Raw genomic sequence first — 13,644 nt, 5'->3', positions numbered from 1 at the left:
CCACCCGCGGTGGGGATCGCTGAGAAGGCCGGACGTGGTCCGCACCAGGCCGGGTGTTCCTCCCGCCGCGCCGAAGTTGGTCAATGACGCAAACAGCGCGGGCGTCGGTCGATAGGTTCGACGGCGTGGCCCTTTCCCCCGACATCGTCGGCATGACCTACACCCATCCCGATCATTACGAAGTCGGGCGGGAGAAGATCCGCGAGTATGCCTCGGCGGTGAAGAACGACGACCCCGCGCACTTCGACGCCGACGCCGCCGAAGCGCTCGGCCACAACGCGATCCTCGCGCCCCTGACCTTCATCGCCATCTTCGGTCTTCAAGCCCAACTGGCGTTCTTCGAACACGCCAACATCCCGATCACGAACGAGAGGCTCGTTCAGGCCGAACAAGGTCTGACGATGCTGCGGCCGATCAAGGCAGGCGACAAGCTGTACTGCCACATTCGACTCGAGTCGCTGCGGCAGGCCTTCGGCGCGGATGTCCTGACGATCAGAAGCCGCATCACCAACCAGCACGGCGAGACGGTGCAGGAGGACTACACGACGATGGCCGGGCGCACCGACACGGAGGCCTAGCGGAAGCGGACGTTCAGCGTCGCAAGGCCGAAGATCTTCTTGTCGTCGGATTTGGCGCCGACGATGACGACGCCGGTGCGGGTCGCCGGGTCCAGGGATTTGATCCGACCGCTGAACTCGATGTCGGCGCCCTCGGCGGCCGAAACGATCGCGGGCGCCGACAGTCGGACCGCGTATCGAGTGACCGCACCCGGGTCTCCCGACCACGCGGACGCAAAGCCGGCGCCCAATCCCATGGTCAACATCCCGTGCGCGATCACATCGGGCAGCCCGGCCAGCTTGGCGATGTCCTCATCCCAGTGAATCGGATTGGCGTCGCCTGCCACGCCCGCGTAGTTCACCAGGTCGCCCCGGGAAAGCCGGTAGTGGCGCGCAGGTAGCTCGTCTCCGACCTTGACGTCGTCGAAGGCAGGCGTGCCCGGCGTGCGGGCCGTGTCATCGGCGACGCGGACCTCGCCCTGCGGGCGCACCGTCTTCTGGTATTCGGCTTCGCCGATCCCGAAGATGTCCACGTCGTGCATCATCGCGTTGTGCACGGCCGTCTTGATCTCTGGATTGAGATCCTCGGCGGTCACTCCGACGACCGTGGTGTGCAGCGTGTGCACGCGTTCGCCGGCGGCGTCGGTGAACGTGTTGGTCACCGTGATCAGGTCTCGACCCGCGAACCGACGCACCGACGTCAATTCGACGTCGACGCGTAGCTCGTCGCCCGCCACGATCGGCCGGTGCTGCTCGAACACCTCCTCGGTCTGCATATAGGTGTCGTAGCCGACGACCACCTGTTCGAACATGTGGCGATTGCACGTCATGCCGGGCGTCGAGGTGAACGTCAGCGGCGCCACCAGGTCCGGGTAACCCAGTTCTGCGGCGGCGGCGACGTCCCAGTGTGCCGGGTGGTAGTCCTGTACCGCACGGGCGTACTCGCGCAACTTCTCGCGCCCGACCAGGTAGGTGCCGTCCATCTGGTAGTAATGGCCGACCCGCGCTTCGAGTGCGGATGCTTCTGCTGGTGCAGTCATGGATTTGCTCAACTCTTCCGTCGGCGTTTCGCGACAGGCCGACCGAAAGACAGTAACGCGAGAAGGGTGCGGCGGTGACCGCGACTACCTGGTCGCGCGCCCGATTGCGAGCGGGTGAACGATCGCAGGCATCCCGCGCCACACGGCGTCGTCGGCCTCGACGGTGAAGCCGCAGGCGCGCATCACCTCGAGGGTCGCGCGGTTGCACTCGCACCCGCCCGCGAATCCCCGCCACGGGCGCATGAGTTTGTCCTGGCAGGCGGCGAGAAACCGCGAGCCCGCGCGCACGTGCTCGATGAACAGCAGCTGACCGTGCGGGCGCAAGACCCGTGCGATTTCGCGGAGCGCGGCTTCTGGGTCGTCGACAGTGCAGAGGACGAGCGTCGAAACGACGGTGTCCACGCTGGCATCGGCCAGCGGCAGCCGGTCCGCGGGCGCGTTCAGGATGTGCGCTGGACGCGACAGCCGCCGCAGACGCCGGGCGATTTTGCGTCGCATCCCGGGCTCGGGCTCGGTGAGCATGAGTTCGCTGACCGCGTCGGTGTAGTGCGCGGCGTTCAGCCCCGTCCCCGCCCCGATCTCGACGACCAGCCCGCCTGCCCCGGCCACCAAGCCGCGCCGCAGGCGCCGCATGCCCGCGATCTCGCCCAGCCAGAGAAACGGGTCATACAGCACTGCCATGATCCGCAACCACACCGCATACGCTGACCGTTCCGGGGCGTCAACGCTCGCGTCATCACAAAGGGCCTCACTCATGCCGCGACACTACGATCGCCCCGACACCCCGAGCATCGCTCAGTCAGGCCATCTTTCGCCGATGGCCGATTGCGGCCATGTCACACCAGACCAAGCCGCGCGGCCTCGGCGACCGCCGCCGTCCGCGACGTCCGGCCGAGCTTGCGGCGGATGTTGGCGACGTGGCGGTGCACCGTGTGCGGGCTCAGCATGAGCTGCTCGGCGATTTCGCGGTCGCCGAGACCGCGCGCAACGTGAGCGAGGATCTCGCGCTCGCGACTCGTGAGCAACACGGCCTCGGCCTCATGGTCCGAAGCCAGGAGCTGCGGCGCCAGCGCCTGGCGGCATGCGCGGACAACGGCATTCACGTCACCGTGCCATGGAAAGTGCGAAACACCTTGCAGCGGAGCAAATGTCGCACCCGGAATCGTGGCAGCGACCTCGCGGCCGAGCCGATACGGCACCGCACGGTCGTGGCGGCGATGAACGACCGTCGTCGGTTGGCCGACCAGTGGAAGCTGGGCGCGCACGTCGAGACGGTAGACCAGACGCAGAAGGGCGGCCGCAGTTTCGGCGCTGGCCGATTCGCGTTGTAACCGCGCGAACCGTTCGTGTTCTGCGGCGTCGGCACCGCCGAGGAACAGGTCGCTGAGCAAGCGGGAGCCCAGCCCCCAGTGGGCGCCCACCGCTGCCACGATCGCATCCGCGACGCCGGGCGGAGTCAGCGCTTGACCGTTGGGGTACGCGCCGTACAGCACGATCTGCTCGACGCGCTGCGGGTCCGTCGCGGCGAATCCGACCGCGGTGCAGGCGCCCGATGATCCGCCGACCAGCGTCACACGATCGAGGTCGAGTTCGTCGACGAGCGCCCGCAGTGTCGCGACTTCACCGTCGAGAGTCAGGTCGGCATCCGCCACCGTGCGGTCCGACATGCCGACACCGAATCGGTCGTACCGGATCAGCGTGTAGTCCGCGGCGACGCCTTCCCAGAATCGCCGTACGTTCGGGCTTTGCCAGTCGAGTTCGAGATGGCTGACCCACCAGGCGGGAGCGACCAGCGGTGGACCGTGTCCGCGCACCTCGTACGCCAACCGACGGCCACCGAGGTGGAGGAACCGAATCTCGGACTCGTCGAGCATCCCCATGAGCGTACGACGGCAGGGAGCAAAGTCTCGGACTTCCCTGAGCAGGCTCTCAGTCCCGTCTCAGCCACCGCAGGCACCTTGTTGCTGAAGCCACTGGGCTGATTCACGACTCACGGAGAACGGAAAACTATGACGAACCAGCCTGCCGGGCAACCCAACCCGAACACCCAGACCTACATCCCCGCCCACTTGCGCTACGACTACCGCTACACCCAACCGCCGACCGCATCGCCGTATCACCCGTATCACGCTGCGCACGAACCGGTTACGGCGCCGATACCGAAGATCCGGCCGAAGGGGTCCCGCCGGGGGCCCATCATCGCGGGCGCCGTGGTCGTCGCGGTGGTCGGTGGTGGGCTTGGCGCAGCCGCAACCGGGGCGCTCACATTGGCCAACGAACCCACCGCGACACGGCCGCCCATCACTCAGCTGCCGGTGTCGCCGCAGCCCCCCGCCAAGGCGCCTGCAGGCAGCGTCGAACAGGTCGCTGCCAAAGTGATGCCCAGTGTCGTCAAGCTGCAGATCGACATGGGCGGCCAAGGCGACACCGGCTCGGGCATCGTGCTCAGTCCCGATGGCCTCATCCTCACCAACAACCACGTCGTGGCCCCCGCGGTCGGCGCGGACCAGGCCGCGCAGCGCGCCTCCTCGGACTCGACCGACGGTGGCGGAATCAAGAAGACCGTGACTTTCTCCAACGGCCAGACGGCACCGTTCACCGTCGTCGGCACCGACCCCAGCGGGGATCTCGCGGTCGTGCGTGCGCAGGGAGTGTCCGGACTGACGCCGATCGCCATCGGATCGTCGAAAGACGTGAAGGTCGGCGAGCAAGTGGTGGCCATCGGCTCGCCTCTCGGGCTGCAGGGCACCGTGACCAATGGCATTGTCAGCGCCCTCAATCGGCCGGTCGCAGCGGGTGAAGGCGACGGCGGCAACGTATCTGTGATCGACGCCATTCAAACCGACGCGGCGATCAACCCGGGCAATTCGGGCGGCGCGCTGGTGAACATGAAGGGCGAATTGATCGGCGTGAACTCGGCGATCGCGAGCATGGGTGGGGACGGCCCCGGCGCCGGTCAGAGCGGATCGATCGGGCTCGGCTTTGCCATCCCCGCGGATCAGGCCAAGCGCATCGCCGACGAGCTGATTTCCACCGGCACCGCCAGCCACGGCTCGCTGGGTGTGCAGCTGAGCAGCGACGGGGCCAAAGGTGGCGGCGCGGCCATCGGCGAGGTCCTCGACGGCGGTCCCGCGGCGGCCGCGGGCCTGCCAAGCGGCGCGGTGATCACCAAGTTCGACGATCAGGTGATCGACGGTCCCGAGGCGCTCGTGGCCGCGGTTCGCTCGAAGGCACCCGGAGACACGGTGGCATTGAGCTACGTCGACGAATCCGGCGCGACCCGGACGACGCAGGTGACGCTGGGCAAGGCCTGACGCGAGCCCCGGGGATTGGCGCTCGACGCTTAGAACCATTAACTTCCCCGGGGTGACATCCTCAGCGGCGCGCGCAGTCACGTGGTGGATCGCTCCCCTGATGGCCGTGACGACATGCTTGGGACTTCTCGCCGACTCGGCACTGGTCCGTCCCGCCCCGGCGGTGCGCTTGGCCGCTGACGACGGAAACCCGTTGGCCGGCCTGCCGTTCTACGTCAATCCGACGTCGGCGGCGATGCGCGCAGCGCAGAAAGCCGACCCACCGAGCCCCGAGCTGACCGCCATCGCCAACACCCCGCAGGCGTACTGGCTCGTGCCGGGTTCCTCGGCCTCCACCGTGGCCAAGTACGTCGGTGACGCGCAGGCCGCCGGGGCGTTGCCGGTGTTCGCCATCTATGGGATTCCGCATCGGGATTGCGGCAGCTTCGCCGCGGGCGGCTTCGGGTCGGGCGCCGAGTACCGCCAGTGGATCGATGGTATTGCCGCTGACATCGGTTCATCACCGGCGGCGGTGGTCGTCGAACCCGATGCCCTCGCCATGGCCGACTGCCTTTCGGGAGATCAGCGTCAGGAACGCTTCGATCTGATCCGCTACGCGGTCGACACGTTGACCCGCAACCCGGCCGCCGCCGTGTACATCGACGCGGGTCACCTGCGCTGGCACAGCGCCGACGACATGGCGGCCAGGCTCAACCAGGCCGGCGTGGACCACGCTAGAGGCTTCAGCCTCAACACCGCCAACTTCTTCACCACCGAAGACGAAATCGGTTACGGCGAAGCGATTTCCGGTCTCACCAACGGTGCGCACTACGTGATCGACACATCACGCAACGGTGCAGGGCCTGCTCCTGACTCCCCGCTCGACTGGTGCAACCCACGGGGTCGGGCGCTGGGTACCGCGCCCACCACAGCCACCGCAGGCGCGCACGCGGATGCGTATCTGTGGATCAAACGCCCCGGTGAATCGGACGGGTCATGTGACCGCGGGGACCCGCCCGCGGGCAATTTCGTCAATCAGTTCGCCGTCGAACTGGCGCACAACGCGGGTCACTAGCAGCTCAACGGTTATCCGTCTGACGGCTTGTTCACCTCGTCGTCGGGAAGTGGCAGGGCCTCGGCGCCCGGGGTCGCGGGTGCCAATGCCTCGTCGTCGTTCGCGGCGGGCTCCGGCGTCACATTTCCATCTGGCGCTGTCATGGCGACCTGGTACCCGAACGCCGCAGACGGTAATCGGCATCTAGGGCACCTCCACGACGTGAACGCGCACGCCGCTCGACGCGATCTTCTCCAATTGGTCGGAGTCGGCGGTGGAATCGGTGACCAGATGGTCAATCTGGGGCAGCGACACCATCTTTGCCAACGTCACCTTGCCGATCTTCGACCCGTCGACGGCCACGACCACCCGTTGCGCATTCGTTGCCATCGCGATCGCGGTGCGGGCCTCGGCCTCGTCGAAGGTGGTCGCCCCGACCTCGGCCGACATACCGTCGGCCCCAAGTACCGCGGTCCCGACGGTGACCACTTGAAAAGCATGTTCGGACATCGGACCGACAGCCTCGAGAGTGTTGGCCCTGACCAGGCCACCGGTCGCGATCACCTTCATATGGGCGTCCACCGCGCAATCAGCGGCGATGGTCAGCGAATTCGTCACGATGGTCATCTGCGAGCGGCCCTTCAACGACCGGGCGACCTCTGCGGTGGTGATCCCGCCGGTGAGCGCGACCGCCTGCGCGCCAGGCGGTACCAGCGCGGCGGCGTGTTGGGCGATGCGTCGTTTGATCGCGACCATCCGGTGATCCCGCAACCGGACCGGAATCTCACTGCCGCTCGGGTCCAGCGCCTGCGCTCCGCCGTGGGTGCGGACCAGCAGACCCTGCTCCTCGAGTTCGCTGAGGTCGCGGCGCAGCGTCGCCGGTGACACCCCCAACTCGTCGCACAGCAACTGTGACGTCACCTCACCACGGTCACGCAGCAACGAGAGCACATGACGCATGCGGTCCGTGCGTTTGATCGACATCGCGGCCAACTCCCTGAAAATCGCGGAGACGCTCAGTTTTACTGATCGTTTCGCGGGTTTGTATTGCGTGCTTTGAGCGAGCTTCCCATCATCAACGAATGTTCGACACCTCCCCACCCCGGTCGGCGGCGTGACTCTGGCAGCCACCGCCCACCTCGTCGCATCGGCGGCAGAGGCACACGCCGCGGTGCTCGCTTTCAACGCGGTGACCCTCGAACACGCTGAAGGCATTGCCGAGGGCGCGGAACGCGCCGGCGTCGCCGCGGTCATCCAGATCAGCGAGAACACCGTGAAGTTCCACGGCGGTCGGTTCGCCCCCCTGGCGTCGGCCTGCACCCAGATCGCACGGTCCTCGGCAGCACCGCTTGCCGTGCACCTCGATCACTTCCAGGACGAAGCGCTGATCGCCGAAGCGGTCACATCGGCTGAACAACTCGGAATCACGTCGATCATGATCGACGCCGCCCACCTGCCGTACCAGCACAACGTCGACCGGACTCGCTCATTCGCGCAGCAGGCCCGCACCGCCGGATTGTGGGTGGAAGCCGAATTGGGCGAGATCGGCGGGAAGGGGCACGAGGCGCACGCGCCGAACGCCCGAACCGATCCTGCCGAGGCGGTCCGCTTCGTCGAACAGACCGGTGTGGACGGGCTGGCCGTGGCGGTGGGAAGCACGCATGCGATGACCACCCGCGAAGCCGATCTCGACATCGCTTTGATCCGTGAACTGGCCGAGCACCTAGCCATTCCCCTTGTGCTACACGGCTCTTCGGGTATCCCCGACGACCAGCTGCGGCAGGCGGTCGACGCGGGAATACGGAAGGTCAATGTCGGCACCGCGCTCAATGCCGCCTACACGGCTGCCGTCCGTACCACGCTGTCCGCCGACCCGGTCAAGCCAGATCCCCGCCCGTACCTCGCGGCGGGACGTCGGGCGATCGCCGACACGGTGGCAGACCTGTGCCAGGCCGTCGCGTCACGCCAGGCGGCCAGTGCCGGGCCGGGTGATGTGCGATGACCAACGTCGAATCGAACACGATGGTGGTCGATTGGCTGGCCGACACCGTCCGACGGCACAAGGCCGGCGCACCGGTGGGGGTCTACTCGGTGTGCTCGGCGCATCCGACGGTGGTCGAGGCCGCCATCGCCCAAGCCGCCTGCGACGGTCGGTACGTGCTGATCGAGGCGACGTCCAACCAGGTCGATCAGTTCGGCGGCTACACCGGCCTTCGCCCTGCGGAGTTCCGTGACATGGTTCTCGGCATCGCCGACAGGCGTGGCTTCGCCCGTGACCGTGTGGTTCTTGGCGGCGATCACCTGGGCCCCAATCGATGGCAGCGCGAAACCGCCAGTGCGGCAATGGAAAAAGCTGAGGTTTTGATCCGTACCTACGTCGAGGCCGGGTACCGGAAGATTCACCTCGACTGCAGCATGGCCTGTGCGGACGATCCAGAGGTGCTCTCCGACGAGGTCGTCGCGAGCCGATCCGCGCGGCTGCTCCACGTGGCCGAAGACGCGGCACGGCGCACCGGGCAGGACGGTCCGGTCTACGTGATCGGCACCGAAGTCCCCGTACCGGGCGGTGCACATGAAACGCTGAGCGGCCTCACCCCGACACCGGCCGACGGGGCGCGACGCACCATCGCCGCACACCGCAGCGCGTTCGCCGCTGTGGGCCTCGCCGAGGTTTGGCCACGTGTGATGGCCCTCGTGGTACAGCCAGGCGTGGAGTTCGATCACCTGAACGTCATCGACTACGACCGTGATGCCACCACCGAGTTACGCCGTGTGCTCGACGGCGAAGCCAGCCTGGTGTTCGAAGCGCACTCCACCGACTACCAGCGCCCAGGACCGCTACGCGAGCTGGTAGAGGATCACTGGGCAGTGCTCAAGGTCGGGCCTGCGCTGACATTCGCGATGCGCGAGGCGCTTTTCGCGCTCAACCTCATCGAAGCCGAACTGCTGCCGCGACCGTCGCGGTCGAATCTGGTCGAGGTCATCGAGCGCCGCATGCTCGACGAACCGCGCTATTGGCGCGGCTATTACGAGGGCGATCCGGTGACGCAGCGCACCGCGCGCCGGTACAGCTACAGCGACCGGCTGCGCTACTACTGGGCCGATGAGCGTGTCGATGCCGCGCGGCGCACGCTGCTGGCGAACCTCGACCGCACTGGTATGCCGTTGCCGCTGCTCAGTCAATTCCTACCGCGCCAGTATGAACGTGTGCGGGCTGGTGAGCTGCAGCCGACCGCGCAATCGCTGGTGATCGATCGAATACGGGACGCGTTGCGGCCCTATGCACAGGCGACCGGAGGTGCCGATGACTGATTCTGCTCACAACGAGGGTGGCGCGACGATTGTGGAGATCGGGCAGCAACCCGACGCGTGGCGTGAGGTCGGCGGCCTCTCGGACGACGACATCGCCGGCTTTCTCCGCGAGGTGCTCAACCGGCCGAATCTGCGGGTGATCCTGACCGGTGCGGGAAGCTCGGCGTTCGCCGGTGACATCGCGGCGCCCGCGCTGCGACGGCATCTGCGCCTGCGGGTCGAGGCCATCCCGACCACCAGCATCGTCGCCAACCCCACTGACTACCTGGAGCGTGAAACACCCACGCTGGTGGTCTCTTTCGGGCGCTCGGGCAACAGCCCGGAAAGTCTGGCCACCACCGCGCTTGCCGACGAGCTGGTCACCGACGTATGGCATCTCGTCTATACCTGCGACAGGCGCGGTGAGTTGGGCCGCGCGCACACCGGTCGTGTCAACTCGCGGGTGGCGTACATGCCCGAACGCACCAACGACACGGGTTTCGCGATGACGTCGAGTCTGACTTCGATGTTGTTGTCGTGCTTGATGATGCTGGGGCCGGCCGATCGCCCGGATGCCGAAGCATTGGCCGGTGCGGCCGAGTTCGTCGCGGGCCTGCAGCCCGAGATCCGCGGGCTTGCACGGGAGAAGAAGCAGCGGATCGTCTATCTGGGGAGTGGCGCGCTGGAGGGCCTCGCCCGCGAATCGGCGCTCAAACTGCTGGAGTTGACCGCTGGCGAGGTGGTCACATACTTCGACTCTCCCTTGGGCTTTCGGCATGGGCCGAAGTCGGTTCTGGATTCCGACACCCACGTCGTGGTCTATGTATCGACAGACCCGTACACCCGCCGCTACGACCTCGACATCATCGCCGAGATCCGTGCGCAACTCGGCCGCGACGCTGTGACGGTGGTCAGCACCCAACAGATTCCGGCATCGCACGGGTCCGCGATCGTGATACCGGGTCTGGATGGTCTGGACGACTCGCAGGTCGCGCTCAGTTACCTGGTCTTCGCGCAGTACCTCGCGTTGTTCACCTCACTGGAATACGGAAAGACACCCGACAATCCGTTCCCGTCCGGTGAAGTGAGCCGTGTCGTGCGCGGCGTCACCATCTATCCGATGTCGTCCGCTGAAACCCCGATTGGCCGGTGAGGAGATCATGACGCGCTATCTAGGTGTCGACGGTGGTGGGTCGAAGACCGCGTTTGCGCTCATCGACGACGCCGGACATGTACTCGCCAGGGCGACCGCGCCGACGTCGTACTACTTCAACGACGGCTTCGACGTCGTCGAACGCGTGCTGGCGCAGGGTGTTTCCGAGGTCTGCCGACAGGCAGGCATCTCCTCGGAGGACATTGACGCGGCGTTCTTCGGCATCCCCGGATACGGCGAGGCCAGTGAGGACATCGAGCGACTCGACGCGGTTCCCGAGCACGTGTTGGGCCATCACCGCTACACCTGCAACAACGACATGGTGTGCGGATGGGCTGGCTCACTTGCCTGTGAAGACGGTATCAACGTGATCAGCGGCACCGGATCGATGACCTATGGCGAGAGGCAGGGCATCGGGCACAGGGTCGGCGGCTGGGGCGAACTATTCGGCGATGAGGGATCGGCCTATTGGGTCGCCGCGCAGGGTCTGAACGCGTTCAGCCGGATGAGCGACGGCCGACTCGAACGCGGCCCGCTGTACGGGCTGCTCAAGGAGCGCCTCCAGCTGGCGGGCGATCTCGACGTCGTCAGCCTGGTGATCGAAAAATGGTCCGGTAACCGCAGTTCCATCGCTGCCCTGTCGAGCACGGTGTGCGAAGCGGCTCGTGCCGACGACGCGGTGGCGATGAGGATTCTGTCGCAAGCGGCAGACGAACTCGTGATGCTCATCGAGACCACCAGGAAGCTGGTCGGTTTCACCGACCAGGAGACGGTGCCGGTGTCCTATTCAGGCGGCATGTTCTCAGACGAGGGCTTCCTGGCGCGATTTCTCGCCGCGCTGCAACGACAGCCCGCCAAATACGACCTGCAGCGCCCACTGCTGGACCCGGCGTTGGGCGCGGCGCTGTACGCCGCCAAGCACAGCGGCCACCCGCTGAGCCCGACCGCACTGCATCAACTGACGACCAGCCGAGCCTGATTAGAGGTCAAGACACCATGACTAACACCCTGACTACGCGCAGCTGGATCTTCTACGCCGCCCTACTCGTCCTGTTCTGGGGCGTCTGGGGCGCATTCTCCGCGCTGCCGTCATCCAAATACGACTATCCCGACGAGATGATCTACAGCATCTGGGCGCTGACGATGATCATCCCGGCCGCGTTCATCCTGCGCGGCCAACGCTGGGACCGCCGCCCAGCCGCCACCATCTACGGGCTGCTGATCGGGCTCACCGGCGCCGGTGGCCAGCTTGTGCTCTTCCAAGCGCTCACCATGGGTCCGGCCTATCTCATTTTCCCGATCATCTCGATCTCCCCCGCGATCACCGTGCTGATGGCGATGGTGCTTCTTCGCGAACGGCTTTCGATTCTTGCGGCCGTCGGCCTCGTCATGGCGCTCGCGGCCATCGTGCTGTTCACCATCACCGGCGGCGATTCCGGAGGGTCGTCCGGACCGTGGCTGCTGCTGGCGATTTTGATCTGCATCGCGTGGGGCGTGCAGGCCTACTTCATGCGAAAGGCCGCGACGATAGGGGTCAACGAGGCCACCACGTTCGGCTGGATGACCATCAGCGGACTGATCCTGGTCCCAGTAGCCCTGTACTCCCTCGGCGGCATCCCCACCGACTTCCCTTGGCAGGCACCGGCTTTGACGGCCGCGACCCAGGTGCTCAATGCGGTCGGCGCGCTCTTTCTTGTGATGGCCCTCGCCCGCGGCAAGGCCTCGATCGTCGCGCCGACGACGAACGCCCTCGCCCCCGCGCTGACCGTCATCATCTCGCTGATCGCCTACCAGACCCTGCCCACCCCCTATGGCGCAATCGGCATCGTGCTGGCGCTCGCGGGCTCGACGTTGATGGTCTACGCCGACGAGAAACGCGGTGAGGCACTCACCGAAGCGGTCGTGGCCGACGCGCCGAACACCACCGAACACCGGGCGGCGCGGTGAAGCCGACAGTCGTCATCATCGGGGCGGGCAGCGTCGAGTTCACCCGCGAGCTTCTCGGGGACATCCTGTCGTTTCCCGAACTCTCGTCGATTCGCGTTGTGCTGCACGATATCGACACCGAACGGCTGGCAACCGCCGAGGCGATCGCCCGCGCGACCGCGCGGGCGGCGGGCGCGCAACCAGAGGTGGTCGCCACCCTCGACCGTCGCCCAGCGCTCGACGGTGCCGACTATGTCATCAACGTCATACAAGTCGGCATGCATGAAGCGACGGTGCGGGATTTCGAGATCCCGGCCAGGTACGGGCTGAACCAGACGATCGGCGACACCGTCGGCATCGGCGGAATCTTCCGTGGGCTGCGGACATTTCCCGTCCTGGCTGACATCGCCCGCGATATGCAACAGGTGTGCCCAGACGCGTGGCTGCTGAACTACACCAATCCGATGGCCATGAACGTCACCTTCCTGCACCACGTCGCGCCGAAACTGAAGGTACTCGGGTTGTGTCACTCCGTGTACTGGACGATGGTCGGGTTGTGCGATCTCGTCGGCGTTCCGTACGACGAGGTGGCCTACTGGTCGGCGGGAGTCAACCACCAGGCGTGGGTGTTGCGGTGGGAGCGCGCCGGGCAGGATCTGTATCCGCTGCTGGATCAACGGATCGACGAGGACCAGGAATTGCGCCGCCGCGTCCGGGTGGACATGTACCGGCGGCTCGGCTATTACCCCACCGAGACCAGCGAGCATTCCAGCGAATACGTTCCCTGGTATCTGCGCCACCCCGCCGAGGTGGACCGGCTGAGGATCAACATCGGCGAGTACGTCGCCATCAGCGAGCGCAACCTTGCCGAATATGACCGGGTACGAGCCGAATTGGCCGACGCGGACACGCTCCCGATCGATACCACGTCCACCGAGTACGCGCCGCAGGTGATCCACTCCTTGGAGACAGGCACCTCAAGGGTGATCTCCGCCAACGTCGTCAACGCGGGTCTGATCACCAATCTGCCCGACGGGCTGGCCGTCGAAGTGCCGACGCTGCTCGACGCGCTGGGCGCACATCCGATGAGAGTGGGCGACCTGCCGCCGCAGTGCGCGGCGCTGAATCGCAGCTTCCTCGGCCCCGTCGATCTGGCGGTGCGCGCCGCGGTCGACGGGGATCCCCGCCTGGTGCGCGCCGCGGCCATGGTGGACCCGAACACCGCGGCAACGCTGACTGTCGACCAGATCTGGCGGCTGTGTGACGAACTGACGATCGCGCACGGTGACCTGCTACCCGAGCCGCTGCGCTCATCAACGAAGGAGTGATT

Annotated in this window: 14 protein-coding genes; 9 read left to right on the top strand and 5 right to left on the bottom strand. The window is 66.4% G+C overall.

Annotated features, from left to right (window positions below):
* Positions 1–125: 125 nt before the first annotated feature.
* The gene (gene hadA / locus ACGFK1_RS22630; protein ID WP_393434741.1) at positions 126–578 is read left to right on the top strand and encodes a (3R)-hydroxyacyl-ACP dehydratase subunit HadA; all 453 of its coding nucleotides are present in this window, start codon (positions 126–128) and stop codon (positions 576–578) included.
* Here the strand turns inward: hadA and ACGFK1_RS22625 are convergent.
* The 3 genes from ACGFK1_RS22625 to ACGFK1_RS22615 all read right to left on the bottom strand — a co-directional run bounded on the left by ACGFK1_RS22625 (position 575) and on the right by ACGFK1_RS22615 (position 3,471).
* Positions 575–1,597 (bottom strand): fused (3R)-hydroxyacyl-ACP dehydratase subunits HadA/HadB, encoded by a 1,023-nt coding sequence (locus ACGFK1_RS22625; RefSeq protein WP_393434425.1) that lies wholly within the window; start codon positions 1,595–1,597, stop codon positions 575–577. The two genes, hadA and ACGFK1_RS22625, sit on opposite strands and share 4 nt — an antisense overlap.
* An 84-nt stretch (positions 1,598–1,681) precedes the next feature.
* Complete coding sequence (locus tag ACGFK1_RS22620) at positions 1,682–2,353, bottom strand: class I SAM-dependent methyltransferase (protein WP_393434421.1); 672 nt, start codon at positions 2,351–2,353, stop codon at positions 1,682–1,684.
* Between the two features lie 80 nt (positions 2,354–2,433).
* Complete coding sequence (locus tag ACGFK1_RS22615) at positions 2,434–3,471, bottom strand: alpha/beta fold hydrolase (RefSeq protein WP_393434418.1); 1,038 nt, start codon at positions 3,469–3,471, stop codon at positions 2,434–2,436.
* A gap of 135 nt (positions 3,472–3,606) precedes the next feature.
* Here ACGFK1_RS22615 and ACGFK1_RS22610 point away from each other — a divergent pair, with 135 nt between their 5' ends.
* Positions 3,607–4,911 (top strand): S1C family serine protease, encoded by a 1,305-nt coding sequence (locus ACGFK1_RS22610; RefSeq protein WP_393434415.1) that lies wholly within the window; start codon positions 3,607–3,609, stop codon positions 4,909–4,911.
* Between the two features lie 52 nt (positions 4,912–4,963).
* Positions 4,964–5,965: a glycoside hydrolase family 6 protein gene (locus ACGFK1_RS22605; RefSeq protein WP_393434412.1), complete on the top strand. Its 1,002-nt coding sequence runs from the start codon at positions 4,964–4,966 to the stop codon at positions 5,963–5,965.
* Positions 5,966–5,976: 11 nt separating this feature from the next.
* On the opposite strand, the gene ACGFK1_RS22600 is transcribed toward ACGFK1_RS22605, so the two are convergent.
* Together ACGFK1_RS22600 and ACGFK1_RS22595 are read right to left on the bottom strand one after the other, a co-directional pair.
* Positions 5,977–6,108: a hypothetical protein gene (locus ACGFK1_RS22600; protein ID WP_393434409.1), complete on the bottom strand. Its 132-nt coding sequence runs from the start codon at positions 6,106–6,108 to the stop codon at positions 5,977–5,979.
* Positions 6,109–6,148: 40 nt separating this feature from the next.
* On the bottom strand, positions 6,149–6,928 hold the full coding sequence (locus ACGFK1_RS22595; protein WP_393434406.1) for a DeoR/GlpR family DNA-binding transcription regulator: 780 nt from the start codon (positions 6,926–6,928) through the stop codon (positions 6,149–6,151).
* 130 nt (positions 6,929–7,058) lie between these two features.
* Between ACGFK1_RS22595 and ACGFK1_RS22590 the strand changes: the two genes are divergently transcribed.
* The 6 genes from ACGFK1_RS22590 to ACGFK1_RS22565 are packed head-to-tail and all read left to right on the top strand — an operon-like array spanning position 7,059 to position 13,642.
* On the top strand, positions 7,059–7,946 hold the full coding sequence (locus tag ACGFK1_RS22590; RefSeq protein WP_393434403.1) for a class II fructose-bisphosphate aldolase: 888 nt from the start codon (positions 7,059–7,061) through the stop codon (positions 7,944–7,946).
* Complete coding sequence (locus tag ACGFK1_RS22585) at positions 7,943–9,256, top strand: D-tagatose-bisphosphate aldolase, class II, non-catalytic subunit (RefSeq protein WP_393434400.1); 1,314 nt, start codon at positions 7,943–7,945, stop codon at positions 9,254–9,256. Before ACGFK1_RS22590 ends, ACGFK1_RS22585 begins: the two co-directional genes overlap by 4 nt.
* Positions 9,249–10,388, top strand: coding sequence for an SIS domain-containing protein (locus ACGFK1_RS22580; RefSeq protein ID WP_393434397.1), 1,140 nt, complete (start codon positions 9,249–9,251; stop codon positions 10,386–10,388). The genes ACGFK1_RS22585 and ACGFK1_RS22580 overlap by 8 nt, the downstream gene beginning before the upstream one ends.
* 7 nt (positions 10,389–10,395) lie before the next feature.
* Entirely contained in the window at positions 10,396–11,367 is a 972-nt protein-coding gene (locus ACGFK1_RS22575) for an N-acetylglucosamine kinase (protein WP_393434394.1), read from the top strand.
* Positions 11,368–11,384: 17 nt separating this feature from the next.
* Positions 11,385–12,335 (top strand): DMT family transporter, encoded by a 951-nt coding sequence (locus ACGFK1_RS22570; protein WP_393434391.1) that lies wholly within the window; start codon positions 11,385–11,387, stop codon positions 12,333–12,335.
* Positions 12,332–13,642, top strand: coding sequence for an alpha-glucosidase/alpha-galactosidase (locus tag ACGFK1_RS22565; RefSeq protein WP_393434388.1), 1,311 nt, complete (start codon positions 12,332–12,334; stop codon positions 13,640–13,642). The genes ACGFK1_RS22570 and ACGFK1_RS22565 overlap by 4 nt, the downstream gene beginning before the upstream one ends.
* Positions 13,643–13,644: the final 2 nt, after the last annotated feature.

Source organism: Mycobacterium sp. NPDC048908 (genome assembly GCF_043197955.1).
GTDB lineage: Bacteria > Actinomycetota > Actinomycetes > Mycobacteriales > Mycobacteriaceae > Mycobacterium.
Note: the sequence above shows the minus strand (reverse complement) of the source record. Positions and strands in the feature narration are given on the sequence as shown.

Coding starts and splice junctions, on each gene's coding strand:
- ACGFK1_RS22615 (WP_393434418.1), bottom strand. CDS start 3,471: ATGCTCGACGAGTCCGAGATTCGGTTCCTCCACCTCGGTGGCCGTCGG.
- ACGFK1_RS22580 (WP_393434397.1), top strand. CDS start 9,249: ATGACTGATTCTGCTCACAACGAGGGTGGCGCGACGATTGTGGAGATC.
- ACGFK1_RS22570 (WP_393434391.1), top strand. CDS start 11,385: ATGACTAACACCCTGACTACGCGCAGCTGGATCTTCTACGCCGCCCTA.
- ACGFK1_RS22610 (WP_393434415.1), top strand. CDS start 3,607: ATGACGAACCAGCCTGCCGGGCAACCCAACCCGAACACCCAGACCTAC.
- ACGFK1_RS22595 (WP_393434406.1), bottom strand. CDS start 6,928: ATGTCGATCAAACGCACGGACCGCATGCGTCATGTGCTCTCGTTGCTG.
- ACGFK1_RS22625 (WP_393434425.1), bottom strand. CDS start 1,597: ATGACTGCACCAGCAGAAGCATCCGCACTCGAAGCGCGGGTCGGCCAT.
- ACGFK1_RS22600 (WP_393434409.1), bottom strand. CDS start 6,108: ATGACAGCGCCAGATGGAAATGTGACGCCGGAGCCCGCCGCGAACGAC.
- ACGFK1_RS22620 (WP_393434421.1), bottom strand. CDS start 2,353: ATGAGTGAGGCCCTTTGTGATGACGCGAGCGTTGACGCCCCGGAACGG.
- ACGFK1_RS22575 (WP_393434394.1), top strand. CDS start 10,396: ATGACGCGCTATCTAGGTGTCGACGGTGGTGGGTCGAAGACCGCGTTT.
- ACGFK1_RS22585 (WP_393434400.1), top strand. CDS start 7,943: ATGACCAACGTCGAATCGAACACGATGGTGGTCGATTGGCTGGCCGAC.